Consider the following 25,784-nt stretch of genomic DNA (forward strand, 5'->3'; position numbering starts at 1 on the left):
CCTTGCCCCCGGCCAATTGCAAGGAAAGCTTAACCGTCAAGCGCCCGGCCTGCAATCACTTGCAGTTTTTCAAGCATGGCAGGGTCGCGGGCCGCCGGCGCGGTTATCAGGGCATGATCGAGGCAGGTATCAATGCCGTCGGGCGATGGCGTGCGCGGTATTTCGGCCAGCCTCAGCGCCAGTTCGACCACGGCCCGGCGCGCCAGCGCGCTGTTGCGACCCATGATTTCGAGGACGTTCGTCACGTTGACTGCCTCTTCGGCCTCGCGCCAGCAATCATAATCAGTCACCATGGCGAGGGTCGCATAGGGCAGTTCCGCTTCGCGGGCGAGCTTGGCCTCAGGCATCGCCGTCATGCCGATCACATCACAGCCCCACTGGCGATACAGCTGCGATTCCGCGAGTGACGAGAATTGCGGCCCCTCCATGGCGAGATAGGTGCCGCCCCGGTGCAGTGTGACGCCCGCGCCTTCCGCCGCCTCAGCTGCCAGCGCAGACAGCCGCGAACAGACGGGACGTGCCATCGAGACATGGGCCACCATTCCCGGGCCGAAGAAGGTGGACTCACGCGCCACGGTGCGGTCGATGAACTGGTCCACCGCCACGAAATGACCCGGCACGTATTGTTCCTTCAGGCTGCCACAGGCGGAAATCGAGACGATATCGGTGACACCGGCGGCTTTCAGCGCGGCGATATTGGCGCGGTAGGGCACGGTCGACGGGCTGAGGCGATGGCCCCTGCCATGCCGGGGCAGGAAGACGAGTTCCACCGGCCCGATGTGCCCGCGCACAAGCATGTCGGATGGCGCGCCCCAGACTGTCTGGACATGCGCCTCGCGGCGGTCTTCCAGCCCCTCAATTTCATAAAGGCCGGATCCGCCGATAATGCCAAGCGTCCATTTGGTCATGTGTAATATCCCAAAAATGAAAACCCCGCCTCTGGACACCAGTCCGGGCGGGGTCGTCAATTCAACAGAATGTCAGATCAAGCCTAGTGCTCGACCTTGCGCCAGATGCGCTTGTAGGAGAACCACAAGAGGATGCTCAGGATGCCGAGATAGATCATGACCGGCAGGCCGAGCGACTTGCGGTTGGTCTGCTTCGGCTCGCTGGCCCAGGCCAGGAACTGGGCCACGTCGTACGACATCTGATCAGTCGTGGCCTCGGTGCCGTCATTGTAGGTGACGCGGCCGGGTGGCAGTTGCGGGCCCATGGCCAGGAAGCCCCCGGCAGGGGCGTGACGCGGATCGCCTTCATATTGCGGCGTCGTATCACCAGACATGTAGGGGTTGTAATACTGGCCTGCAGGCTGGATCAGGATGCCGGCCTCGCCGTGGTCCCCGTCAGCCGCTTCGTATCCGGAAACGTGGACTTTTGACATGTCGATGACGGTTTGCATGACAGCCGGTTCCGAAACTTCGGCGACATCATCGGCTGGATCATCGGGCGTGCCATTGTCGGATGCAGGTGTCGTCACCTGGGCCGGTGTCACTTCTCGGGTAGCGATGGCCTCGTCTGACGGATAACCGGCCAGCAGACTGTAGACATAGCTGGCGCCGCCGTGACGGGCCTTGGTTATGACAGACAGGTCAGGGGGCGCCGCACCATTATTGGCAGCGCGCGCAGCATTCTCATTCGCATAGGGCGAGCGGAACGCGTCGGCAGGTGTTGCGGGGCGGAAATCATAGTCGCCGACATCGTTCGGTGTCGGGCTCTGGATTTCAACATCCGCGGCAAGCGCCTTGACGAACGGGTTGTCGTTCGCGTTCGGATAATCGGCGTCATAAAACGGGCCGCCCGGCTCGCCGAGATTGCGATAGCTCATCAGCTTCATCGAGTGGCAGGACGCGCAGACCTCCCGGTAGACCTGATAGCCGCGCTGGACGGATGGCATGTCGAACTGGCCGGTAATGCCGTCAAAGGGCCAGCCGCCCTTGGGTTCATGCGGATGGGCGGCGCCGCCTTCGGCGTGCGCCATGGCTGCGAGGCTGAGGCCGGCAAGACCGGCAGCGAGAATGCGGAACGCTTTCATGGATCTACCTCGAGGCTCCCTATTCGGCCGGAACGGCGGTGGCTGTCTGCGCCTTGTGGCGCTTGAGCACGGATTTGTGGATGGATTCCGGCAGTTCCCTCGTCTTCTCGGTCAGGCCGACGAAGAACAATATGAAGAAGTACCCGAAGTAAAGAATGGTCAGGATCAGCGAGAGCTGGCTGAACTGGAACGTCTTGGGTGCCACGGCCGCCAGCGACGGGGTGGACCCCGCAGGAAGGCTATCCATGAAACGCTTCGCGTCGACATAGGCCTCATGACCGCCTTTGTACTCGCTGGTCGCTTCCTGGCCGTTCTCTGTATAGCTGACGACCAGAATCTCCTCGCCCTGAAGCGCCGGGATGACAGGCGCGTCAGGCAACTTGGCACCACACCAGCCGAGCAGCAGGCAGACCACGACAAAGCCGAAGAAAAACTGGCGGGCCACCGGGCGGTAGCGCATCGATTTCACTTTCGACGTGTCGAGCCAGGGCAGCACGAACAGAATCGCGATGGCTGCGAACATGGCAATCACGCCAAGCAGCTTGGCAGGGATCGGGCCGAGATCGAACGTGATGGCGCGCAGGATCGCGTAGAAGGGCAGCATGTACCATTCAGGCACGATGTGCGCCGGCGTCACCAGCGGGTTGGCTTCGATCGACTGGTCAGCGTGGCCGAGTGCGTTCGGCGCATAGAAGACGAAGGCGGCAAACAGCATCAGAAACAGCACGATCGCGAAGGCATCCTTGACCGTGTAATAGGGGTGGAAAGGCACAGTATCCTTTTCCACGTCCTGGACTTCCACGCCGGTCGGGTTGTTGTTGCCGGGAACGTGCAGGGCCCAGATGTGAAGGATCACCACGGCTGCGATCATGAAGGGCAGCAGGTAGTGCAACGAGAAGAAACGCTGCAGCGTCTGGTTGCCGATCGACGGCCCGCCAAGCAGCCATGTCTGCAGGCTTTCACCGACAAGCGGGATAGCGCCGAACAGCGACGTGATCACATTGGCGCCGTGATAGGACATCTGGCCCCATGGCAGCATGTAGCCGAGGAAAGCGGTGGCGATCATGAGCAGGAAGATGACACAGCCGAGGATCCAGAGGACTTCGCGCGGAGCCTTGTACGACCCGTAATAGAGGCCGCGGAACATGTGGATGTAGACTGCGAAGAAGAACATCGACGCGCCGTTGGCGTGAATGTAGCGCAGCAGCCAGCCATAGGGCACGTCGCGCATGATCCGCTCGACCGATGCAAAGGCACCATCGACGCTGGGCTCATAGTGCATTGCCAGGATGACGCCGGTCAGGATCTGGACCACGAGGCAGACCGCGAGGATCCCGCCAAACGTGTACCAGTAGTTCAGGTTCTTCGGCGTCGGGAAGCTGATCGCTGTGTCATTCGCAAAACGAATGATCGGCAGCCGCGCGTCGAGCCATTTTTCGAAGCCGGAATTTGGCGTGTAGGATGATTCATGTCCGCTCATCAGAGATGTCCTTCCTTAGAGGGAAATGTTGACCACGGTTTCCGACACATAGGTATAGTTCGGAATCGGGAGATTGGTGGGGGCCGGGCCGCTGCGAATCCGGCCGGACGTATCATATTGCGAGCCGTGGCATGGGCAGTACCAGCCGCCATAGGCGCCGACATTGCCTTGCGTCGGACCCACCGGGACGCAGCCAAGGTGGGTACAGGCACCCGAAGTGATGAGGAAGGCGCGGTTGAGCGTGCCGTCCGCCATGGGGCGCAGGCGCGCTTCATCGGTTTCCGGATCAGGCAGGATCGCCACGTTCACCGACTGAGCGGCAGCAATCTCTGCCGGCGTGCGGTGGCGGATGAAGAACGGTTTGCCGCCTATCAACACGCGGATTTCACCGCCAAGCGGCACTTTTGAGATATCGACGTCAAGCGACGAGGCCGCGCGCGTATCGGCCGCCGGGTTCCACTGCTCGACCGCGGCGACGGCAAAGGCAGCAATGCCACCGAATGCCACGGCGCCGGTGGCAATGTGAATGAAGTTGCGGCGATCTTCGTCGACGCCTTCGTCCTGGGAATGTGCAGTTTGATCAGTCACGCTGTACCCGTCCTTCAAGGCAGATTCTTGGCCCCGTATTACACAAGGCCACCTGCCCTGCACATTGCGGCAAGGCGACACGGGAGGCCCCGGTAAAACACTTAATGACGCGCGTTATCCTGACTTGTGGCCTGTGACAACAGCGCGCTTGTCGCAGGAGGCCGGACAGCGCATCAAAAGGCGCATGACAGATGAATACCTGAATGCCCGCAAAGCGCGCGCCAGCGCCTGGTTCAAATCGCTGCAGGAAGACATTTGCCGCCGCTTCGAGGCGCTCGAAGATGCGGCCGGTCCGCCCCTGTACAAGGGCGGGGCCGGGCGGTTCGAGCTGACTGAGTGGCGACGCGGCGACGGATCGGAAGACCTCGGCGGCGGACGCATGGGCCTGATGCGGGGCAAGGTGTTCGAGAAGGTCGGCGTGCACTTTTCCCTCGTACACGGGACGTTTTCAGAGGCGTTCGCAGCGCAGATTCCCGGCGCAGACCAGTCAGGCGGGCACTTCTGGGCCAGCGGCATCAGCCTGATCGCCCATCCACGCAATCCGCACGTGCCCGCAGCGCACATGAATACGCGCATGCTGGTAACCAGCGACAGCTGGTTTGGCGGCGGCGGAGACCTCAATCCCCTGCTCGCCTACCAGCGCGACCCGGCCTTCGAGGATTCGGTGGATTTCCATGCTGCAATGAAGGCCGCGTGCGATTTGCATGCCGGCGCTGATTTCACAGCCATGCGCGATACATGCGATACCTATTTCCACCTGCCCCACCGCAATGAACCGCGTGGCACTGGCGGGATTTTCTATGACCGCTTCAATACTGGCGACTGGGACGGCGATTTCGCATTCACCCAGGAAGTCGGCAGGCGGTTCGCAGGCATCTATCCACAACTGGTTGCCCGTCGCATGAAGCGGCCCTGGAGCGATGCGGAGCGCGAGGAACAGCTGGTCCAGCGCGGACGGTACGTCGAATTCAACCTGCTCTACGACCGGGGCACGACCTTCGGCCTGAAGACAGGCGGCAATGTGACCAGCATCCTGTCGAGCATGCCACCCGTCGTGAAATGGCCTTAGGGAATCAGCTGGCGACGCAGTAACGCGCCTCGCCATTCGGCCAAGTGATCGGGACTTTCCGTTCCTTGATCAGGGTAAAATAATCCTCGTCCTGTGTCGGGCGCAGATAGATCTCGACACGCGGATCCTTGAACGGGTTGGCACCTGCTTTCAGGCAGGGCCGCGTCGTGACGTTCATCGACAGGCCTTTTTGCCCCGGCAACTCCTTCAGGCTGAGCATATACGCCCTGAAGTCTCCCATGCGGGGCGCATCTGCCCGATCGACATGCAGCCGGTGGATCGTGAACCCCTGCTTGTTCCTGTCTTGCAGGAATTCTGATGGCGCGCCGGACACCGGAACCAGTTCGAAACGTTCCTCGCGCCCCTCGTCTCCATCCTCCCGCCAGACAGACAGGACCAGTATGGCCCCGTCCTCGGGCAGGTCATAATCATCAGGTGCCCGCACAGCGACTTCCACGCCCACCGCATCCATCGTCACAGGGTCGAGCCCCGCCAGCCGCGGCATGCTCGTCACCGGCACACTCAAACAGGCCGTCAGGAGGAGGCCCGAAAGTGACAAGACAAATCTCCTTGCACAATTCGCGAACATAAGCATACCTTTCTATCGATAATAAATTCATTTAAAACATGAATTTTTGAATGACAAGGATGAATCATGGAGCCCCAAAACCTGCTGCCGGACAGCACCCGACTGATCTGCCGCATCCTGAAATGGCTGGCCATCGTCATTGCAGGCGTGATCGCGGTCATCTTCGTTGCCACCGATGCCTCAACCCTGATCGTCGAAGCAGCCTGGAACGGCCTGCAGGATAATGTGCGCGAGGCGGTGACGTATTCGCGGGGCAAGACGTGGCTGTTGCACGGGCTGGCATCGATTGGCTATTTCAGCTTGCTGCTGATCGTACTCGGTGCCGTGCGGGTCTTTGCAGTGTTCCAGAAAGGGGCCGCCTTTTCGGTTCCCGCCGTGCGCGCGGTCCGGTTCTTCGGCCTGATGATCTTCCTGTTCGCTGCCATCAGGCTCGTGATGCCCACGCTGATCGTCCTCGCCCTGACGCTGGATAATGATGACGGGTTGCGATCGCTTACCATCTCCATCGACATGTCGGAGATCATCCTGCTCATCATCGGAGCGGCTATTCTGGTGATTGGCCAGATCCTGACGCAGGCGGTAGACATCGCCCGCGAAAACAACCAGTTCATCTGATGGCCATCATTGTCCGCCTCGATGTGATGCTTGCCATGCGCAAGATGAAGTCAAAGGAACTTGCCGCTGAAATCGGCATTTCAGAGCAGAACCTCTCCATGCTGCGCCAAGGGCATGTGAAAGGCGTGCGGTTCGATACCCTGGACAAGATTTGCGCCGTTCTGGACTGCAAACCCGGAGACATTCTGGACCGGGAATAACTGCGCCTGCTGCAGAGGTAGGCAGATGAGGCAGAAAACCCCGTAACTTCAATGAACTGCGATGACGGATCGTCTGTATCGGTTTACACTCGCTTCATGGTGGTTCGCAGATATCCCATGCCGTGGATGAGTGCCGTGCTGATCGTGATCAGTGCGGCCGTGGTCAGCGTGCTGGGGTTTTTGCTGGCCAATGAGGCCGCCCGCGAATGGTATTCGGGTCTCGTCAAGCCGCCTTTGGCGCCGCCGGGCGAGGTGGTCGTATATGCCTGGCCTGTAGCGCTAATTGCAGTCGTGGCGGGGGCATTGCGCGTCGCCAAGGCAACGGGGAGTTTCCGGGACGCGAGCAGCGCCCTTGGTCTATATTTCACACTGCTGGCGGGCGGGATGATCTGGAATCTCGCCTTTTTCGGTCTCGCGGACGCCGGGCTGGCTTTCGGCGTGATGACGGTCGTGTTGATTCTCGCCTTTGCGCTCGTGCGTGAGTTCGACCGCTATTCGCGCACGGCGGCGCTTATACAGCTTCCCTATCTCGGCTGGCTGATGTTTGCAGCCTACCTCACGGCGGCCACGTGGGGCGTCAACGCTGAGGCCTGAGCAGGGCGAGGAGCGCGTCGCGCCCCAGCGTGAAATCGCTGTCGATCCACGCCGCCTCGGCCGCCCGCAGCGCCCTGCCCACATCCGGCCCGGCAAGGCCGGCGGCCAGCGCATCGTCCCCGCCAATCGGAAAGGCGGGGCGCGGCCAGCCTGCTATGGCGTCCAGCCGCGCGGCAAGGTCGCCAAGCTGCTCGGTCTGGGCGGCTTCGAGCACAGCCCGGTCGGTCACGGCCTCATGCCCGTAAGCATGGATCGCCGCATGCAGGTCTCGGGGCGCGAGGCCCTGAACATGGTCCATACCGGCGCTGGCCCAGGCAGACAGGCGGCGGGACTCCTCATTCGACAGTCTGAGACGAAGGGCGACCGCGTCCATTTCGCGCCCGCGGCGCGGCAGCATGGCCATCACCCGCTGCATCGCGTCGGCCGGTAGCCCCGCCTGCCGCTCTGCCTCGCACAGCGCAACCACGCCATCGGCATGGGCGCCGGGCAGGATTTCCTCCAGCACGCCGCTTTCCTCCATGGCCAGTACTGCGGAGGACGGATCCGGCGCCGCGAGCAGCTTTTTCAACTCCTTCCAGATGCGCTCAGCCGCAATTTTCTGGAGCCCTGATTTCTGGCGCGCACACGCCTCAAGGCCCGGCCCGTCAATGGCTTCGCCATACCAGGCGTTGAAACGGAAGAAGCGCAGGATGCGCAGGTAATCCTCGCGCAGACGTTCGTCGGCATCCCCTATGAAGATGACGCGGCCGGACCTGGCATCCGCGAGGCTTCCGGCAATCGGCTCGGCCACATGGCCATCGGCATCGGCGTAGAGCGCATTCAGGCGGAAGTCGCGCCTGGCGGCATCTTCTGCCCAGTTCTGCGTAAACGCCACAACCGCCCGGCGCCCATCTGTCTCGACATCGCGCCTCAGCGTCGTGATTTCGAAGGGGCGATGACCGTGAATGGCGGTGATCGTGCCATGGTCAATACCCGTAGGAAGGGCGCGAATACCGGCAGCCTCAAGCGCTGCGATCACTGCCGGTGGCTCCAACTGGGTCGCAATGTCGATATCGTCGTCACTTTGCATCGTGCCGCGAAACACGTTGCGCACGCAGCCGCCGACAAAACGGGATCCCGCAGGACGTGCTGCTTCAAGCGCAGCCATGACGGCCTGCGTGCCGGGATGGCCCAGCCAGGGCGGTGCAATGCGTTCAATCGGGGTCATCGGGGCTGTCTGGCGCCTCGGTATCAGGAGAACGCGCCCGGATGTCTGACGTGTCGCGCCCCTCGCCCGGGCCATCGGCACCCTGTGGCACCAACCCCGGATCCCGGCTCAATGGCACGCCAACATCACGCACGTTCTGCTCGCAGGGATAGTCGCGCGCAGGGATGATCACGCCATTCTCGAACCGGGCCGGTTCATGGCAGACATCGCGCTCCTTCTTTTCAAACAGGATCAGGGCGAACCAGACGATCGTTGCCAGCGTCAGGCCAATGAGGAACAGGATCTGGATCGGCCATTTGCGCCGCCCTTCCTCCTCCGCATTGGTCGTGACCAACACGTAGAGCCCGAACACGAGAAACGGGATCGAGAAGATAAAGAGCTCAAAAACGAGTCTGCCAGCCAAAAGTCCCCTCCGATTCAGGTATATGTTTAGATAGGCCCCTTATCGCGCCAAACCAAACCCTAATCTCCGCCGTCATAGAGGGTCTGGTACAGCCGCCGGATAATCCCCGCCGTTACGCCCCATATCCGATAGCCATTATGCGGCATCTCGTAAAACTTGCGATTCTGTCCCTTATAGATCGCCTGGTTCATCTGATGGTTGGCTGTGTTCATCAGGAAGTCCAGCGGCGTTTCGAACACGTCCGCGACTTCAGTCGGGTCCGGTACGGCGACGAAGTCAGCCGGCAGCACGCCCAGAACCGGCGTGATGCGAAAGCGCGTGCCGGTCACATAGGGCGCGCCCTTGCCGATCACGTCGACATCTGAGGGCGCGATGCCGACCTCTTCCTCGGCCTCGCGCAGGGCGGCGGCCACTTCATCCACGTCAATCGGGTCCACCTTGCCACCCGGGAAGGCAACCTGACCGGCATGGGTGGACATGGTTGTCGGACGGACGGTGAGCAATGCGGTGGCCCCTTCCCTGCGGGGGATCACCCCGATCAGCACGGCGGCCGGGCGAATGATCGCAACCTCATCCGGGGTGAGGAAGTCCATGTCGCCGGATTCCTGCAGATTCATCGCGCCGACTGGCGGGTCGAGCCGCGCAGCCGCGCGTGTCAGGAAATCGTCGAGATTTGTGTATGCCATGCGGATCAGGCGGCCGGACCGATGGGAAAGAAGATGCCCTGGCTCCAGACGCCCAGCGTATCGGAGCCATCCGGATTGGCAATCGCCATGCCGGCAAGTTCGTAGAAGACAGGCCGGGCGAGTTTCGCCTCGAGACGGCCCCGCACGCGCACATAGGGCGCCGGTTCGCCGGTCTCGCTGTCGGTTTCAACGCGCAGCGGCAGGTCAGGCCCCGCGACCGCAACGTCGCCGACATTGGTGAGGAAGGCGAGCGCCTGTTCCGGCCCCGGCTCCCCGGCCCGGTCGACGCGCACCGCAATGAAAGGCGCATCGTCGATCTCGATTGCGAGCTTTTCATAGGGTGTCACGAGATAGGTCAGCCCGTCCTCATCCTTGCGCAGGATGCGCGAAAACAACTTGACCATGCGCTCGCGGTTCATCCGTCCGCCCTCGTGCCACCAGCTGCCATCGCGGCGTATCACCATATCAATATCGCCACATTTCTGCGGATTCCACGAATCCACAGGCGGCAGTTTCCCCGACAGCTTGCCATCCGGCATAATGGCCTTAAGCGTCTCCTCGAGGGTCAATGTGTTGCCGGGACTGGATTTCACGTCGCGCTCCGCCATGATGAGGCCTTAGACATAGGTTTGTTTACCAGATACGTGAAGCCGGAGGCGCTCATTAATATGGCCGATACTGCAGTAGATACGAATGACATCGTTGCCGAGGCCGAGGCGGCGACCGAGACCCTGCGCCAGGTCAAGGCTGAAATCGGCAAGGCTGTCTTCGGGCAGGAACGCGTCATCGAACTGGCACTGGCAGCTGTACTCGCAGGCGGTCACGCCCTGCTGATCGGCGCGCCAGGCCTCGCCAAGACGCGCCTCGTTGAGGCGATGGGAACCGCGCTTGGCCTGTCCAATCAGCGCATCCAGTTTACGCCAGACCTGATGCCGTCCGACATTCTCGGCTCTGAAGTGATGGACGAGAGCGTGGCCGGGCAGCGCACGTTCCGCTTCCTCAAGGGCCCGATCTTCACCCAGCTCCTGATGGCCGACGAGATCAACCGTGCGAGCCCGCGCACCCAGTCTGCGCTGCTGCAGGCCATGCAGGAGCGCCATGTCACGGTTGCCGGCGTGCGCCACGACCTGCCGGCCCCCTTCCACGTGCTGGCCACCCAGAACCCGATCGAACAGGAAGGCACCTATCCTCTGCCCGAAGCCCAGCTCGACCGTTTCCTGCTGAAAGTCGATGTCGCCTATCCGGACCTCGACACCGAACGCCGTATCCTGATCGAGACCACAGGCGGGGCCGAAGGTACTGTCCGCCCGGCGCTCGATGCCGCCCAGCTCATGGCGATCCAGGCCCTCGTGCGCCGCATGCCGGTGGGCGAGAAGATTGTTGCGGCCATCCTGAGCCTGATCCGCGAGGCGCGCCCCGAACAGACGAGCGACGCCCGCGTGCAGCGCCTCGTCGACTGGGGCCCCTCCCCACGCGCCGGACAGGCGCTGATGCTGGCCGCCCGGTCCCGCGCGCTCTTGCGCGGACGCCTCGCGCCATCGATTGAAGACGTGGAAGCCCTCGCCGAACCCGCCCTCGGCCACCGCATGTCCATGCGCTACGACCCGACCGGCGAAGCGCCAAGCCTCACCGACCTGATCAACGACCTCGCGCGGAAGGTGGCGTGAATTTCCTGGAATGACTCCCTCCTCCGATCTCCGCGCTGAAGCCGAGGCGCTGGCCCGCCAGCTGCCGAACCTGAACTTCAAGGCCGAAGCCTCTGAAGCCGCCCATATCGGCAGCGCCGGGCGCCGCCGCGCGGGCACGGGCGAACAGTTCTGGCAATACCGCCGCCATACACAGGAAGACGCCGCCGACCGGGTCGACTGGCGCCGCTCCGCCAAGGGCAGCGACCTGTTCGTGCGCGAGACCGAACTGGAAACCGCGCGAACGGTGCTGTTCTGGTGCGATCCGCATCCGGGCTTCAACTGGAAGGGCGAGGGCGACATCCGCACCAAGGCCGATGAAGCACGCCTCCTGATGCTGGCGCTCGGCCTGATGATGTCGAAGGATGGCGAGCGCATTGGCGCCCTCGGCGCCGGCCGCACGCCCAGCTTTGGCAAGCGCGCGGTTGACCGCCTTGCCGAGGACATCTCCAATGGGGCAGGCCACCCCTTCCCGCCGCCACCGCGCAGCTCGGCGACGCTGGTCATCGCCTCTGACTTCTATGATCCGATCACTGAGTGGCAGGCGCGCCTCAAACCCCTCGCCGCGAGGTGCCCGGAAGGCGTGCTGCTGGCGGTCGCCGCCCCGATCGAACTTGACTTCCCGTTCCAGGGCCGTGTGAAACTGCACCGGCCCGGCGACTTGGGCGAGCGCATCCTCGGGCGCGCCGAAACCCTGCGCGAGGATTACCAACGCAGGTTTGCTGAACAGCGCGACGCCCTGCTGAAACTCGCCACCCAGATCGGCTGGCGACTCGTGACTCACACGACCGCAACTCCCAGCCTGCACGGCGCGGCCCGCCTGAAAATGGCGCTTGAGAGTTTCGGGGCGCGCGGATGACCGCACTCGGCCCGTTCCTGTTCGGCGCGCCAATGGCGCTGCTGGCGCTCATCTCGCTGCCGATCATCTGGTGGGTGCTACGCGCGACGCCGCCCGCGCCCAGGGATGTGGAGCTGCCCTCGCTGCGCCTGCTTGAGGGTGTCGAACCGAAGGAAGAAACCCCGGCCCGCACGCCCTGGTGGGTCTGGCTGATCCGCACTCTGGCCGCTGCCGCTGCCATCGCAGGCCTGTCGCAACCTGTCTATGCGCCCGGCGCCCGCAATGAGGCGCCCGATGCGGGCGGCGCGCTGCTGGTCGTGGTCGACAATGGCTGGCCGTCTGCGCCGCGCTGGAGCGAGCTGATCGATTCCGCCACCGCAACACTCGACACAGGCGGACGCGACGCGGCAACGCACTTGCTGCTGACGGCGCCGCAGACACTGAATGTCGATCCGGCCACGCGCCTGTCACGCACGGACATGGCCAAGCGGCTGTCCTCGCTGCGCCCGCAAGCCTGGAGCACGGACCGGACCGAGGCGCTGGCGCGCCTGAAGGCATCTGGCCTCAAGCCGGCGCGCATCTTCTGGGCAAGCGACGGGATCGAGGATGCAGGCGGGCGCGCCTTTGCCGCCGCGCTTTCCGCCATCGCGCCCCTGTCGGTCTATGCTGCACCGCCCAATGGGCCGGCCGCGATCACGTCCATCGCATCGCAAACCGATTCCGTCTCGGTGACGCTGCGCCGGGTCCAGCCGCGCGGCGATGAGCGCAGCTTCGTCTCCGCCCTGACCCTGGATGGCTCGGCGCTCGCGACAGCCGAAGCCGTGTTCATTGACGGCGAACGTGAAACGATTGCGAGCTTTTCCATCCCCGCCGCTGCCCTGTCTCGGATCGCACGCTTCACGGCAACGGGCCGCCAGGGCGCAGGCACGGTCTGGCTCTGGGATTCGACCAATCGCTCACGCCGGGTCGGGCTGGTGGATACGGGCTCGGTGGCGCAGCCGCTACTTTCCGACATGCATTATGTCCGCAAGGCACTTGAGCCCTTCGCCTCGATCACCGAAGGGAATATCGAAGCGCTGGTTTCGACCTCGCCCGATGCAGTCATCCTGACCGATATCGGACAGATCCAGCCGGATGACGCGACGCGGCTGGCAGAATGGGTCGAGCAGGGCGGCGCGCTGATCCGCTTTGCCGGGCCGCACCTTGCCGCGCAGGGCGATGACCTCCTGCCTGTGGCGCTGCGCCGGTCATCGCGGGCGCTTGGCGGGGCTCTGGCGTGGGACGAGCCGCAGGCGATGGCGCGGTTTCCTGAGACATCCCCGTTTGACGGTCTTTCCATTCCGCCGGACGTTCGCATCCGGCAACAGGTTCTCGCCAAGCCTGCGCCGGACCTTGCGCGCAAGACCTGGGCGCGGCTTGCCGATGGCAGCCCGCTTGTGACAGCAGACGCGCGCGGCAGCGGAACGCTCATCCTGTTCCACATCACGGCCGGGCCGGACTGGTCGGACCTGCCTTATTCGGGAACATTCGAACAGATGCTGCGCCGGTCGATTGCGGCAGGGCGCGGCGAATCCGTAAATGATGCCGAGGGCGCCTATTCACCTCAACTGGTCCTCGACGGTTATGGCCGCCTCGCCTCTGCGGGGGCCAATGCGGCGCCGCTGAAGGCAGCCGATTTCGACACGGTCAAGCCATCCGAAGCCCACCCGCCGGGCCTTTATCAGGGCCCATCAGGAACCCGCGCGCTGAACACGGGCGCAGGCGCCCGGCCCTCGCTGATCGAAAGCTGGCCACCTGCAGCGCGATTGCTGGGCGATGCCGAGGCCCGTTCGCTGCGCCTTGCCGGGCCGCTCCTGTCGCTGGCCGCCATCCTGCTGGCAATTGACCTGTTCATCGCCCTCTTTGTCGCGGGCTTCCTGCCCCGCCTTGGCCGCCGGACGAAAAGCGCTGCAGCCCTGCTGCTGCTCTGCACGCTCGGCCTTGGCCTGCCATCACCGGCCGAGGCCCAGACCTATCGGTACGAGCAGATGCCCGACGGCACGTTCCGCCGCGTCTCAACCGCGCCGCAGGTCGTGCCCATGGCGCGGACGGGGAACACGACACAGAAAGAGATCGACGCGGCGCTGACCATGCGGCTTGGCTATGTCGAAACCGCTGACCGGGCCCTCAACACGCGGACGCGGGCGGGCCTGTCAGGGCTGTCATCCGTGCTCAACCTGCGGACCTCTGTCGAGCCTGCCGAACCTGACGCGCTCAACCTCGAAACGGACGCGCTGGAGCTTTATCCCCTGATCTATTTCAGCGTGCCCGAAACTGCCCCTGCCCTGTCGGAGACAGCCATCAGCCGCCTCAATGCCTACCTGCGGTCCGGCGGCGCGCTGGTGATTGACACCCGCGCAGGCGGAACGATTGGCACGGATACTGATGTCGCCCCCCTTGAGACCCTGCTTGAAGGCCTCGACGCGCCACCGCTGCAGCCCACGCCTGCCAATCATGTCCTCGCCCGCAGCTTCTACCTGCTTGATGACTATCCCGGCCGGTTTGCCAACCGGCGCATGTGGATTGAACGGACCGGGGGGCCGAACGCCCCGAGGGGCGACGGCGTTTCGCGGCTTTTCATTGGCGACGCAGACTGGATATCGGCCTGGGCCGTGGATGAGCGCGGGCGTGACCTCTACTCCGTCGATGGCGGGCCGCAGCAGCGCGAAATGGCGCGCCGCTTTGGCGTGAACCTCGTGATGTATGTGCTGACCGGCAATTACAAGGACGACCAGGTCCACCTGCCGGCCCTGCTGGAGCGGCTGGGCAATGGCGATGAAGCGGAAGACCCGCGCCTGCCGGACCGGCTGCCCGAGGGAGGGCCGCAATGATTGAAGCCACCCGTATCGGGTTTGATCCCTTCCTTGGCTGGCCAGTCCTGTGGCTGGTCGTGGCCGTCGCCGCGCTGGCCTGGCTGGCCTATGTTTTCCTGCGGGGCCGGGCGGCCCTGACGCGCGGACTCGGCCTGACGCTGCTCGCAGCCGCCTTGTCGAACCCGTCGCTCGTGGAAGAAGAGCGCGAGCCCCTTCCCTCGGTCGCAGCGATCATACTCGATCGGTCGGAGAGCATGCAGTTCGGTGATCGCGCGAACGCGGCCAGCGCGGCGTTCGGCGCCTTGCGCACCCAGCTGGAGGCCGACCCGTCGCTGGAAGTGCGCGTGCTGGAGTCCGATCCGCACGATGACGGAACACATCTTTATGGCGCGCTGGAAGGTCTGATGGCGGATGTGCCGCGCGACCGGATTGCGGGCGCGATCCTCGTGACCGATGGCCAGGTCCATGACCTGCCCGCAGGCGCGGCACGCGAGAATGCGATTGGTCCCGTGCACGGGCTGGTCGTGGGCGACCCTGACCGGGGCGACCGGCGGGTCCAGATCGTTGATGCGCCGAATTTCGGCATTGTTGGCGAGACGGCCAGCCTTGTCGTGCGGGTGGACGATCCGGACGGCGGCGAGATCGAGGTCGGCGTATCGCTGAATGGCGGGCCGGCTGAGCGCGTGCGGATCAAAGCGGGCGAGAATACGCCGCTGCCCATCGAGATCGAGCGGCGCGGTGAGAATGTCATCGTGGTCGAGGTCGGGCCCGGGCGCGAGGAACTGACCCTGGCCAACAACCGGACGGCGGCAACGCTGGCCGGCGTACGCGACCGTCTGAGGGTGCTGCTGGTGACCGGCAAGCCGAACCAGGCCGGCCGGGTGTGGCGCGACCTGTTGAAGTCCGATCCGTCGGTTGACCTTGTCCACTTCACTATCCTGCGCCCGCCCTACAAAACCGATTACACGCCGCCGGAAGAGCTGGCGCTGATCGCCTTTCCGACCGAGGAATTGTTTGAAGAGAAGCTGAAGGATTTCGACCTGATCATCTTCGACCAGTATGAACGCCGGGGCGTCATCACCCAGAGCTACCTGGCCAATATGGCGCGCTATGTGGCCGATGGCGGGGCGCTGTTCATTGCAGCGGGCGAGCCGTTCGCTGGCCCCGGCAGCCTGGCGCGGTCACCGCTGGCCTCTGTCCTGCCAGCCTCGCCAACGGGCACGATCCGCACCGGCGAATTCGTTCCCGCGCTGACCGAATCGGGCCAGCGCCACGCCGTCACCGCGCCGCTGGAAGGCCAGACATGGGGCGGCTGGATGCGCTATATCGAGGCGACCGCCCCGGCGGGCGATGTGCTGATGAGCGGGCCGGACGGCAAGCCGCTGCTGATTGTGGACCGGGTGGATAAGGGCCGGGTCGGCATGCTGATGTCAGACCAGATCTGGCTATGGGCACGCGGCCATGATGGCGGCGGGCCGTTTTCCGAACTGATCCGGCGGGTTGTCCACTGGATGATGAAGGAGCCGGAACTGGAAGAGCGCCGCCTGAGCCTGATGGCCGAAGGCGACACGGCGAAAATGGAACTGCGTACCCTGCTGGACACCGCCCCGCCGCTACAGCTTGAAACGCCGGAGGGCCGCATCATCGAGCCGGTCTGGACGCAGAAGGCGCCAGGCATTTTCAGCGCCGAGGCCCCGATTGACCAGCTGGGTCTCTACCGCGCCGAATCCGGTGGGCTGGAAGCCGTCGCCCTGAATGGACCGGCCAATCCCAAGGAATATGCCGACCTGCAATCCTCCACCGACATTCTCTCTCCGCTGGCGAAGGAAACCGGCGGCGGCGTTTTCCGCCTGAATGAGGCGGGCACGAACCTGCCGGATATTCGCCGCGTCGGCGCGCGCGGCGCGGCGGCCGGCTCAGGCTGGCTGGGCCTGCGCGAACGCGGCGCCTATGCGGTGCGCTCGTCCACCAGCCAGCCCCTCCTGCCGGGCCTGCTGGTAGCGGGCCTTCTGGTGGTACTTTTGATCCTCGCCTGGCGGCGCGAGGGGCGCTGAGGTTTCCTTTGAGACGGTCTGTCCACCAGCGTCACCCCCGGCCGCGTAGCGGTCTGGGGCCGAACTCCGGACCTCACCATGATTGCATCTGGCACGGAGCGATGTTGATTCCCGGACGAAGCGACAGGGGATTAACTCCCCGATGCGCTTTGCGCATCGGGGCAACCTATCTCTCAGGGTTCGCCTTCGCCCGCGTGACACGCGGTCACTCTGGCGCGCTCATTTCGCAGAGGCCGATCAGGCGGAGGTCCGTGTCGGGGTCGCAGCCTTCCTGCATGAACTGGAAGACGCCTGTGCGGCGGTCAATGTCGAGCGTGGTGCGGGCCATCTGGCGCCAGCCGCACCAGGGCGTCTCGATTTCCTGGCGCAGGGTCAGGCTTTCCTCGGTCAGGCTGATTTCGCAGAGGGTGGTGCCTGTCTGGCTGCAGACATTGTCGGCCCCACCTGCATCATTCCGGACAAAGAGGAAACGGTCTTCGAAAAGGAAGTCGACGCGGCGGACAGTGCCGGACGTGGCATCGGTCTTTGCTTCACAGCTGAAGGTCACCGTCTCGTTCCTGCCGCCGCTGCACGCGGCAACGGCGAAGGCGAAGGCGAGAAGTACCAGGGGCTTCATGCTGTGCGCCCCCTATTTGATCACGCGGATGGCGTCTGTGCCGTCCCAACCTTCCGCAACCTTGCGGATATGGGCGAAGGTGCGGCCCTTGGTGCCGGAAATGTCGGAGATCTCGATCACGGTGCCCGGATGGGCCTCGGTATCGAAATAGGCGAAGCGGCCCTGCTCGCCGCCGATGCAGCCCTCATGGCCGACGCGATAGCCGAGGCCTAACGCCTTGTCGTAGAGGGCCTGATAGTCCTCGGTCCAGTAGGACATGTGCTGGAGGCCCTCATGGCCGGCATCGAGGAATTCCCTGTACATCGAAGGGGCGTCATTGCGCGGCTTTATCAGCTCGATCTGGAGGTCTCCGGAATTGGCGAGGGCGATGGACAATTTCACGTCTGATGGCGCGCCGCGGTAGTGGAACCAGTCTGTCTTGACGTCCTCGATATAGAACCAGGGGCCGACGCCCATGACGTTGATCCAGTGGTCCATCGCGGCCTCGATGTCGCGCACGACATAGCCGTTCTGGCAGACCTTTCCGAATATGCGGCTCATGGGCGATGCCCTCCCCTCTTGATGGCCTGACCGGACGGTAAGCGTCATCTCGCCGGGCGGCAATGCGCGCGGGGCGATATGGGCGGAAGGAGTGTGTTGCCAGGCGGCGGGGATAACACCACCTGGCAACGGCTGTCTTGTGGACTGCAACGCGGAACTGGGTGGGGGACGCCCGCATCACAAAGACAGCCAGTTGAGTAAAGTCACACACTCGTGATTACAATTGAGTAATACTGGCATATGTGTGCGCCTGAGTCACAAATAAAGAGGCGGCGTCGGCCTAGAGCAGGCGCTTGAGCCGTTCGGCATTGTGGCTCTCGAGCGTGCGCGCGGCGCGAGTGAGGCTGTCGATGAACTTTGCGATATTGGGCTCGCGTTCGGTCTCGCGGCGGATGCCGACACCAATACGGTATTTCGGGATGCCCGGAATGTAGCGGCATGCCAGACGGCCGGATTCCAGGTTTGCCGCAGCCAGCGTGAGGGGCGTGATGGTGAGCACGTCGGAGATGATCGACAGCTCCATCGAGGCGGTGGGCGTGTAAAGCGTGTATTGCGGCGCTCCGGCAGCCTGCATTTTCTCGGGCCAGCCGTCTGGCAGGCGGCCATCAAGAAAATGAATATAGCCGGGAAAGGTCCAGGGATATTCCAGCAGCCGGTCAAGGCTTAGCGGACCGGTCAGGATGGGATGGCCGGGGCGGCAGACCATGACGAAGTCATCCGACAGGATTTCCCGGAAGCGCAGGCGGCTGGCATGAGGCATGGCCTCCAGCGTGCTCATATTGAAAATGACCATGTGGGTGCGGCGCTGCACCAGTTCCTCGATCGCGATAAAAGGTGGCATGACATCGGCAAAGACATGGATCGCGGGCGCCGCGTCGCGATACGCGACGATGCCGGAGGGCAGCAGCATGTCGAGCGCGATCGGCCCGCCGATCAGCTTGAGTTCCCGGTCGCCCGAAACGGTTTCGCGCTGCACGGTCTCGGAGAAGGCGAGCAGCTCGACCGCCATCGGATAGAGACGGGCGCCTGCCTCGGTGGGCTCGACCGACCGTGTGGTGCGGTAGAAAAGCTGGGTACCCCAGGCGTCTTCCAGCGACTTGATGCTGCGCGTGACGGCCGAATGGGTCAGGCGCAATTCCTCTGCCGCCTTGGAAAAGCTGAGCAGGCGGTAGACGACCTCGAAATGATGGATCAGGCGCAGGTCTGTCATGGCAGGTTTTTCAATCTGTGAGGCGGCTTCGCGACGTGCTTAAGCGCCTGAACGGTCAGGGCAAAGGACGCTCGCGCAGCAGGCGAGCGTTGACCGCGCGGCTCGCGTCATGTCCGGCCAAAGTACAGCGACTTGGGCGGCCCGGCCCCGTGCCGGGCCTCCCAAGCTTCTAGTGCGTCAGCGACAGGCGGACAAAGACGCCGCGCCCCGCTCCCGGCACCCGCGTACCGAGGGCAACATCGCTGTCGGCGTTGCGATTATAGCCCGACAGGTGATCGCGGTAGACCTGATCGAGCAGGTTCTCAACCCCGGCGGCCACACGCACGCCCTCGGCCATCTCCCATGTACCGAAGAGGTTCAGCACGACATGGCCAGGCGTTTCCGCTTCGCTGTTGGTGACGGAGACATCGGCCTGTTCGGCAACCGCGCGCATTTCAAGGGTTGCCGACCAGTCTCTTTCTTCCCAGGTGACCCCCGCCGTCAGGTTGGGCGGGGCGATCCGGTAGAGATGGTCGTCGAAGTCGCGCCGCTCGCCGCGCACAAAGCTGAACACGCCGTCGACCCGAAGCGGACCGGGAAAATCATAACCGGCATCAAGGTCGAACCCGTAAAGACGTGCATCGACATTGGCCCATCTCAGCGGGGTCGGATCACCGCTCATGGCGGCGATCATTTCAACCGGCGAATCCGCCACACCCGGCGTCGCATCGTAAGCGACGCCCTGGATATAATCCTCGATCTGACGCACAAACAGCGTGGGCCGCACATAGGCGCGCGCGGTGGCAAAATCGACGCCCGCCTCCGCCAGCCAGGCCGTCTCCGGATCAAGAGCGAGATTACCGACATAGATGTTGCCATCGGCCAGCCCGCCGCTGGCATTGATCGGAAGCCAGCCATAGCGCTGAATATAGCCGGGCATTGTCTGCTTGCGCGCCAGCGTCACACGCCATGAAAGACCTTTCTCCGCCGGTGTCCAGAACCGGGCCACAGCGTCCGCGGTCGTTTCGTCGCCATCGGTCGCAGCCGCATTGAAGGCATTGGCCAGCATGCGCGGCCCCATAGGCAGGGCCGGGCCAACTGACGCCTCTCCGGCCTCATAGTCATTCCGGTCGATCCGAACGCCGATTTCGGACTGGAAGGGCCCCACCGGACCGGTCCATTCGGCAAAAACGCCCGTGCGGCGCAGGGTGATGTCCGGGAACGGCGTGACAACAAAGCCCGCATTGTTCGGATTGATAATCATGACATCATGATCGGACTCCTCCGTATCGAGGCCGATTTTCAGTTCGCCGCCAGCCTGCGCGAAGGCGAGCGCGATGTCGGCCCCGCGTGTCGTTGCATCGGCATGGGAGGCCCGCTCTGCCATCATGCCCGGCGAGGGCCGCAGGCTGTAATTGTCCATCAGGTGCGCAACGTCGGTATAGTGGACGGATGCCTCAAGCGCGGCCGCCCCGATCTGCGCGGCATAGGTGAGCCGTGCGAAATCGGTATCGAAATACTGGATATCCATCGGGAAAGGCGGGTTACCGGACGGACCGGTATTCTGCCGTCGCAGGTCAAGGCCGAAGTCGCCGAACGGCGTCTTCACACCTGTGGAAAGGCCATAGACACTGCGCTCAAACGCCGTCCCACCAATCGTGCCATCGCCATAACCGGTATCATCGCCCTCTTCATAAGCGCCCAGCAGGCTGAACCGCCATGTGTCATTCGCCGCCCCGATGACGCCGCCTGCCGAGACGCTGTCATTGATGCTGCGTGCGCCGAAGGTGAGGTCATGCCCGAACCGGGCAGCGTCACCCGCGGCATAGTCAATGCGCTTGAAAACGGCATCTGCGCCGCCCGCAAGGCCTGGACCTTCCGAGACGGGACTAACGCCGCGGTCGATCACCAGCGCGGCCACCAGCGGCGCCGGTGCATAATGGAAGACCGGGTCCATAAGGTTTGGTCCGCCGGAGGCGAAGCGCTGGCCATCGACGCGAAGGTTGAGTCGTTCGCCGAACAGGCCGCGATAGGCCATCTGGCCCGACAGTTCGCCATTGGCGATGCGGGCGCCCCCCGGTGTCCGCGCGGCGAGATAGGTGATGTCGCCGCCCTGCAGCGGCCCGCTATCGGGTGTGACCGCCAGCTCGGTGGCCACTTGCTGGCGCGACCCTGTAACGGTGATGACATCCTGCAAGGCAGGTTCGGACGTCCGGGCGTACGCTGCAGGCGAAAGGACGGACAGGGCCATCAGCCCTGCGCCGCAAAACAATTGTGATTTCATGATAAGTATCCGTTCGGCCCGGATCGTTCCGGACCTGTGTCTGATTGCGTTTGGAAGCGGGGTTCAATCAGGTGCGGACGGGCGGGCCCCTTGGCGGGAGCGGCGCATGGGCACGCCAGCTGGAAACGGTGTTGACGACCGGCAGGCCGCCCAGAAGCGGCGGACCGAAAGCAGCCGCAAGGAAGGCCTCTGGCGACAAAGGCAGGGCGAAAACGGAAGTTGCCGCATACGGACATGTATCGCCCGTCGCATTACGGTCATCATCGTGCGGCCCTGCCGGAGCAGCGGGGGCATCGGCATCAATGCGGGACATTTTTCCGGTATGGGGATCAAGCGACATCATGCGCTCGCCAAACCCGCCACAGATGCGGATCAGGATACCGTCGGCCTCAGGTGAGCGATCCAGCATGTAGCCGGTCGGCACAAGGCCGCGCGTGATCATCAGCAGACACATCGCAATGATGATGCACCATCGCATGGCCGCGCCCGGAAGAAGAAGGCCTCTCAACATGCCCGCTCGATAGCGGCCAGCCTGCCTGATGCCCATGCGGCATACTATCCGGCGTCTATGCCGCCGTCACGAGGCCTGACAGTGCGCGTGCATCACCGGCAAGGTCGCGTACCATGACGCGGGCTGGATCCTGTGGGCCGGGAAAGGTGAGCTGGTGTTTCGGCGTGACGGTGAAGCCGATCTCTCCGAAATAGGCCGGCGCACCGATCAGAATCGCGGCGGGCCAGCCGGCGGCCTTGCCAGCCTCGATAGCCTCGCCTGTCACCGTGAGGCCGAGCCGCCCGCCGCGATGGGATGGCGCCACGGCGACGGGACCGTAGAACAGGGCCTTGTGGCGCGCCGGCCCGACACGCAGCGGCCAGACGCGGCAGACGCCGATCACCTCACCATCCAGCACGGCCACGCGGCTGATCTCCGGCAGCGAGCCCGAATACTCGCGCAGGCGCTCTGCGGTCTTGGCAAAGTGGCCGGGGCCGAACGTGGCATCGAAGAGGGCTTCGATGGCGTCGGCATGGATGGCAGGGGTTTCAGGGATGATCTGGAGCATGGCGAGCGCGTCTAGGGCGCATCGCCGACAAGTTCAAGTGAAGGTTTCAGGGCCTAAAAATGCCCCGGCGCAGATGACGGCGCCGGGGCAGTGGGAGAGCATGGAGCCATCCGGCCTACACCACTGGGGCAATGGCCAGGCCGAGGCCGAGGACCGGGATGCTGAGACCCGCCATATAGACGAGCAGGACAACCTGCTCGGCGAGGCTGCGGGCGTCGGCAGCCTTGACCGGCATGGTAGCGGACGCGGGCGTATCGATCTTCCTGAAAGCCAGCGCTTCCCATATCCGGGCGGATGCACCGTCATAGAACCCTGCTTCTGCGTCCCATGTCTTCGGATTGCGGAACGTGCCGAAGATCATGTCCCAGATCGGAATGTCACCATAATTGTAGCGGTGGACGCCGCGCTGGTGATGGACCGCGTGGCTTTCCGGTCGCGTGATGATGTAGCCGAGCCATTGCGGGGTCTTCAGGTTGGCATGCTGGAACATGCCGCAGAAGGAACTGACCAGGACGGCGAACAGGACCGCTTCCGGTGAGACACCCAGCAACAAGGTCAGGGCGAGACTGCCAACGAAAGCAAAACCCACGACATCCAGCGGGTGGAAGTAAAGCGCGCCCCAGATGTCGACACGCTCGGCGCTGTGATGTGTCTGGTGGAAGACACGCCACAGCACTGGCACGGCGTGCATCGTGCGGTGCCAGGCATAGATACCCAACTGGTACGTCAGCAGTGCCAGTGGGCCGGCGACCCAGAACGGCAATGCGGACCCGTCGAACAGCTGGTACTGGCCGAGCCACGCATCCCACAGGAAGGGCGAATAGCTCGCCACAACATAATAGAGGATGGCCGACAGAAAACCCTTCAGCCGCCACTGGCGGATTGAGGGAAATGCGCGGGCCGGTGCGACGAGGTCGAGCACGACCAGCCCGCCGAACACGGAGAAGATGAAATAGTCAACAAAGCCAAACATTCTGGCCTCCTTTCGGGAAGAAAACAAAAGCGGGAGAACCGTCCTCCCGATCGGGCAATGTCCGCTTTTGGGCCTGCATTAACTAGAAAGCGCGCGGTGCGGTTTTCCCAAATTCGGCATTATACTAATGAAAACCAAGACTTGCGGCAGCGCTGGCGTCTGGCGGGGTTTGACATCGCGAGGGTGAAGCGGCGAAAACCAAACCGCCGGTACAGTTGCCGGGCTCAACGGTCATGCCTGAAGGAGGCTAGTCATCTCATGTTGAACGAGACGAAAGGTGCCAGCATGAGCAAGGGCGAGAAGACCCGCGAACGCCTGCTGGAGATTGCCGAGTCGAGCGTGCTGCAAAAGGGCTTCTCCAATACGTCGATCGACGAGATCATTGCTGCGGCCGACATAACCAAAAGCGGCTTCTTCTATCACTTCCGGGACAAGACCGAACTCGCGAAGGCATTGATCCTCCGGTATATCGCAAACGACGATGCGGTTCTGGATTCGATCTTCGTGCGCGCACGTGAACTCAGTGAGGACCCGCTGCACGCGTTTCTAATTGGTCTGAAAATGTTTGCCGAGATGATGGGCGCAATGGAAGAGGCACATCCCGGCTGCATGGTGGCGACGGTGGCCTATCACGACAAGCAGTTCAATGACGAGGTGCGCCGCCTCAATGCAGAGGGGGTGATGAGCTGGCGTGCAAGATTCCACGACATATTGCTGGAGATTGCTGAGGCGTATCCGCCGAAAGTCGATGTCGACCTTGAAGATCTCGCCGACATGCTGTCCGGGATTGTCGAAGGCGGGATCATCCTTTCACGCGTGCTGGATGATCCGAAGCTCCTTTCACGGCAGATCGTGCTGTTTCGCATTCAGGTGAAGATGATGTTTCTGGGTGTCTGAAACGCCTCGCCGGATGAGGCCGTGAAAGAAGTGTCTCGGCTATGGCCGAGGGGGCCGGTTCGCCTTGAGTAAGCGGCGCACCCCCAGGCTCAGACCCAGAATGGCCAGGCCAGGGCCGATCACGACCGGTGGCAGCCAGATGGCGAGCCCGAGGCAGCCGAGGAGGCCCAGCGCCGGAACAATGGGCGGGTAGAGCCGTTCGGCCCGGCTGAGGCGCAGGGCAGCGAGGTTGGTAACTGCATAATAAAGCAGCACGCTGAACGCGCTGAAGCTCCACACCAGCGCCAGTCCGCCAAGAGCGGCGATCAGGGCGACGACCGCCCCCACGCAAAGGGTGGCGGCCAGCGGCTGGCCGGCTCGGTCAAGCTGGCCGAAGCGGGCGGGCAGGTCCCCCTCCCGTCCCATCGACAGCACGACACGTGACAGGCCGAGGATCAGGTTCAGCAGCACACCCGCCATGGCAGTGACCGCCGCGACGACAACAAGCGGACCAAGCCAGGGGGCATCGAGACGTCCGGCAACGGCCTGCAGCGGCGCGGCGGTGCTGGCCGTAGCACCGGCAAACTGCGCCGGGCCGAGCACGTGGAGGCCGCCAAGAAGAATAGCAAGATAGAGACAGGTGGATATGATCAGTGTCAGGATGATGGCGCGGGGAATAGTACGGCGCGGCGCGCGAACTTCCTCACCGAGGGTCGCGATGCGCCCATACCCGGTGAAGGCGACAAAGAGCAGCGCGGCGGCTTCGAGAAAGTCTGCTGGTGCAAACAGTGCGGCAGGCGCCGGATCCTGCGGCCCGGCGGGCGCCGCAAGGGCCATGATGGCGAGCAGGGTGAGGACGCCCAGTGTGACCGAGACCAGCACGGCATTGACCGGGTTCGCCCGGCGCAGACCGAGCACGACCAGCGCGGTCATCGCAAGGACCGTGATGCTGGCGACAAAGCTGGTGAGCGCCGGCCCGATGCCGAGGCCTGCCAGCAAATATCCCGCAAGCCCGATGGCCGCAGCCGCAGCGCTGGCCGATTTGGCGAGCAGGAAAGCGAGCCCGGCACCGAACCCGAACTCCGGGCTGAGATAGCGATAGCCATAAGCATAGGTCCCGCCGCTGACAGGATGGTTGGCGGCCAGCTGCGCGCTCGACAGGGCGTTCAACCCGGCAAGCAGCGCAGCCAGGCAGAGGGCCGGCACTGCCCAGGTACCGCTCACGCCGACCGCGAGACCGAGACTGACAAAGACGCCCGTGCCCAGAATGGAGCCAAGTCCGAGAAGGACAGCGCCGCGCAGACCCACGCTGCGATCCATCTGTGGCCCCGCTCCGGTCTTCACCAACGCATCGCC

26 protein-coding genes are annotated in these 25,784 nt (G+C 63.7%); 9 read left to right on the forward strand and 17 right to left on the reverse strand.

Features of this window, described 5'->3' with window-relative positions; all coding sequences use genetic code 11:
* Positions 1–29: 29 nt before the first annotated feature.
* The 4 genes from ACQ66M_RS05180 to petA form a co-directional block, all read right to left on the reverse strand.
* Positions 30–908 carry an S-methyl-5'-thioadenosine phosphorylase gene (locus tag ACQ66M_RS05180; RefSeq protein ID WP_350174636.1) on the reverse strand — a complete coding sequence of 293 codons (879 nt, stop codon included), beginning with the start codon at positions 906–908 and terminating at the stop codon, positions 30–32.
* An 83-nt stretch (positions 909–991) separates the two neighbouring features.
* Positions 992–2,032 (reverse strand): cytochrome c1, encoded by a 1,041-nt coding sequence (locus tag ACQ66M_RS05185; RefSeq protein ID WP_350174638.1) that lies wholly within the window; start codon positions 2,030–2,032, stop codon positions 992–994.
* Positions 2,033–2,051: 19 nt separating this feature from the next.
* The gene (locus ACQ66M_RS05190) at positions 2,052–3,512 is read right to left on the reverse strand and encodes a cytochrome b (protein WP_350174640.1); all 1,461 of its coding nucleotides are present in this window, start codon (positions 3,510–3,512) and stop codon (positions 2,052–2,054) included.
* Positions 3,513–3,527: 15 nt separating this feature from the next.
* Positions 3,528–4,100, reverse strand: a complete 573-nt coding sequence (gene petA, locus ACQ66M_RS05195; protein WP_350174642.1) for a ubiquinol-cytochrome c reductase iron-sulfur subunit — start codon at positions 4,098–4,100, stop codon at positions 3,528–3,530.
* A gap of 184 nt (positions 4,101–4,284) precedes the next feature.
* Here petA and hemF point away from each other — a divergent pair, with 184 nt between their 5' ends.
* Complete coding sequence (hemF, locus tag ACQ66M_RS05200; RefSeq protein WP_430402344.1) at positions 4,285–5,169, forward strand: oxygen-dependent coproporphyrinogen oxidase; 885 nt, start codon at positions 4,285–4,287, stop codon at positions 5,167–5,169.
* A 4-nt stretch (positions 5,170–5,173) separates the two neighbouring features.
* On the opposite strand, the gene ACQ66M_RS05205 is transcribed toward hemF, so the two are convergent.
* A complete protein-coding gene (locus ACQ66M_RS05205) occupies positions 5,174–5,728 on the reverse strand; it encodes a hypothetical protein (protein ID WP_430402346.1) in 555 nt (184 codons plus the stop codon).
* Positions 5,729–5,824: 96 nt separating this feature from the next.
* Here ACQ66M_RS05205 and ACQ66M_RS05210 point away from each other — a divergent pair, with 96 nt between their 5' ends.
* The 3 genes from ACQ66M_RS05210 to ACQ66M_RS05220 all read left to right on the forward strand — a co-directional run bounded on the left by ACQ66M_RS05210 (position 5,825) and on the right by ACQ66M_RS05220 (position 7,167).
* On the forward strand, positions 5,825–6,373 hold the full coding sequence (locus tag ACQ66M_RS05210; RefSeq protein ID WP_430402347.1) for a DUF2975 domain-containing protein: 549 nt from the start codon (positions 5,825–5,827) through the stop codon (positions 6,371–6,373).
* Positions 6,373–6,573: a helix-turn-helix domain-containing protein gene (locus ACQ66M_RS05215; RefSeq protein WP_350174650.1), complete on the forward strand. Its 201-nt coding sequence runs from the start codon at positions 6,373–6,375 to the stop codon at positions 6,571–6,573. The genes ACQ66M_RS05210 and ACQ66M_RS05215 overlap by 1 nt, the downstream gene beginning before the upstream one ends.
* Before the next feature lie 96 nt (positions 6,574–6,669).
* Positions 6,670–7,167 carry a TspO/MBR family protein gene (locus tag ACQ66M_RS05220; RefSeq protein WP_430402349.1) on the forward strand — a complete coding sequence of 166 codons (498 nt, stop codon included), beginning with the start codon at positions 6,670–6,672 and terminating at the stop codon, positions 7,165–7,167.
* Here the strand turns inward: ACQ66M_RS05220 and ACQ66M_RS05225 are convergent.
* The 4 genes from ACQ66M_RS05225 to ACQ66M_RS05240 are packed head-to-tail and all read right to left on the reverse strand — an operon-like array spanning position 7,151 to position 10,071.
* Complete coding sequence (locus tag ACQ66M_RS05225) at positions 7,151–8,374, reverse strand: CCA tRNA nucleotidyltransferase (protein ID WP_430402351.1); 1,224 nt, start codon at positions 8,372–8,374, stop codon at positions 7,151–7,153. The genes ACQ66M_RS05220 and ACQ66M_RS05225 overlap by 17 nt on opposite strands.
* Positions 8,361–8,777 (reverse strand): DUF6111 family protein, encoded by a 417-nt coding sequence (locus ACQ66M_RS05230; RefSeq protein ID WP_350174656.1) that lies wholly within the window; start codon positions 8,775–8,777, stop codon positions 8,361–8,363. The genes ACQ66M_RS05225 and ACQ66M_RS05230 overlap by 14 nt, the downstream gene beginning before the upstream one ends.
* Positions 8,778–8,836: 59 nt before the next feature.
* Positions 8,837–9,463, reverse strand: a complete 627-nt coding sequence (locus ACQ66M_RS05235; protein ID WP_350174658.1) for a CoA pyrophosphatase — start codon at positions 9,461–9,463, stop codon at positions 8,837–8,839.
* Between the two features lie 5 nt (positions 9,464–9,468).
* Positions 9,469–10,071 carry a DUF1285 domain-containing protein gene (locus ACQ66M_RS05240; RefSeq protein ID WP_350174660.1) on the reverse strand — a complete coding sequence of 201 codons (603 nt, stop codon included), beginning with the start codon at positions 10,069–10,071 and terminating at the stop codon, positions 9,469–9,471.
* 60 nt (positions 10,072–10,131) lie between these two features.
* Here ACQ66M_RS05240 and ACQ66M_RS05245 point away from each other — a divergent pair, with 60 nt between their 5' ends.
* From ACQ66M_RS05245 to ACQ66M_RS05260, 4 genes are read left to right on the forward strand one after another with little or no spacing between them, the layout of a single operon-like run.
* Positions 10,132–11,130 carry an AAA family ATPase gene (locus ACQ66M_RS05245; RefSeq protein ID WP_350174662.1) on the forward strand — a complete coding sequence of 333 codons (999 nt, stop codon included), beginning with the start codon at positions 10,132–10,134 and terminating at the stop codon, positions 11,128–11,130.
* Positions 11,131–11,140: 10 nt separating this feature from the next.
* The gene (locus ACQ66M_RS05250) at positions 11,141–12,007 is read left to right on the forward strand and encodes a DUF58 domain-containing protein (RefSeq protein WP_350174664.1); all 867 of its coding nucleotides are present in this window, start codon (positions 11,141–11,143) and stop codon (positions 12,005–12,007) included.
* Entirely contained in the window at positions 12,004–14,856 is a 2,853-nt protein-coding gene (locus ACQ66M_RS05255) for a DUF4159 domain-containing protein (RefSeq protein WP_430402353.1), read from the forward strand. Before ACQ66M_RS05250 ends, ACQ66M_RS05255 begins: the two co-directional genes overlap by 4 nt.
* Positions 14,853–16,892 carry a hypothetical protein gene (locus ACQ66M_RS05260; RefSeq protein ID WP_430402355.1) on the forward strand — a complete coding sequence of 680 codons (2,040 nt, stop codon included), beginning with the start codon at positions 14,853–14,855 and terminating at the stop codon, positions 16,890–16,892. Before ACQ66M_RS05255 ends, ACQ66M_RS05260 begins: the two co-directional genes overlap by 4 nt.
* A gap of 205 nt (positions 16,893–17,097) precedes the next feature.
* Here the strand turns inward: ACQ66M_RS05260 and ACQ66M_RS05265 are convergent, their stop codons facing one another.
* The 7 genes from ACQ66M_RS05265 to ACQ66M_RS05295 form a co-directional block, all read right to left on the reverse strand.
* On the reverse strand, positions 17,098–17,508 hold the full coding sequence (locus ACQ66M_RS05265) for a hypothetical protein (RefSeq protein WP_350174670.1): 411 nt from the start codon (positions 17,506–17,508) through the stop codon (positions 17,098–17,100).
* Between the two features lie 12 nt (positions 17,509–17,520).
* On the reverse strand, positions 17,521–18,048 hold the full coding sequence (locus ACQ66M_RS05270) for a VOC family protein (RefSeq protein WP_430402357.1): 528 nt from the start codon (positions 18,046–18,048) through the stop codon (positions 17,521–17,523).
* 280 nt (positions 18,049–18,328) lie between these two features.
* Positions 18,329–19,258, reverse strand: coding sequence for a LysR family transcriptional regulator (locus ACQ66M_RS05275; RefSeq protein ID WP_430402359.1), 930 nt, complete (start codon positions 19,256–19,258; stop codon positions 18,329–18,331).
* A 169-nt stretch (positions 19,259–19,427) separates the two neighbouring features.
* Complete coding sequence (locus tag ACQ66M_RS05280; RefSeq protein ID WP_430402361.1) at positions 19,428–21,521, reverse strand: TonB-dependent receptor; 2,094 nt, start codon at positions 21,519–21,521, stop codon at positions 19,428–19,430.
* A gap of 67 nt (positions 21,522–21,588) precedes the next feature.
* Complete coding sequence (locus tag ACQ66M_RS05285; protein ID WP_430402363.1) at positions 21,589–22,068, reverse strand: DUF2946 family protein; 480 nt, start codon at positions 22,066–22,068, stop codon at positions 21,589–21,591.
* A 19-nt stretch (positions 22,069–22,087) separates the two neighbouring features.
* Positions 22,088–22,579 carry a GNAT family N-acetyltransferase gene (locus ACQ66M_RS05290; RefSeq protein WP_430402365.1) on the reverse strand — a complete coding sequence of 164 codons (492 nt, stop codon included), beginning with the start codon at positions 22,577–22,579 and terminating at the stop codon, positions 22,088–22,090.
* A 115-nt stretch (positions 22,580–22,694) separates the two neighbouring features.
* Positions 22,695–23,552, reverse strand: coding sequence for a sterol desaturase family protein (locus tag ACQ66M_RS05295; RefSeq protein WP_430402367.1), 858 nt, complete (start codon positions 23,550–23,552; stop codon positions 22,695–22,697).
* A 285-nt stretch (positions 23,553–23,837) separates the two neighbouring features.
* Between ACQ66M_RS05295 and ACQ66M_RS05300 the strand changes: the two genes are divergently transcribed.
* Positions 23,838–24,449, forward strand: a complete 612-nt coding sequence (locus ACQ66M_RS05300; RefSeq protein ID WP_350174790.1) for a TetR/AcrR family transcriptional regulator — start codon at positions 23,838–23,840, stop codon at positions 24,447–24,449.
* A gap of 39 nt (positions 24,450–24,488) precedes the next feature.
* Here ACQ66M_RS05300 and ACQ66M_RS05305 read toward each other — a convergent pair whose 3' ends face one another.
* Entirely contained in the window at positions 24,489–25,748 is a 1,260-nt protein-coding gene (locus tag ACQ66M_RS05305; RefSeq protein ID WP_430402369.1) for an APC family permease, read from the reverse strand.
* Positions 25,749–25,784 lie beyond the last annotated feature (36 nt).

The organism is Hyphomonas sp. (assembly GCF_965284475.1).
Lineage (GTDB): Bacteria > Pseudomonadota > Alphaproteobacteria > Caulobacterales > Hyphomonadaceae > Hyphomonas.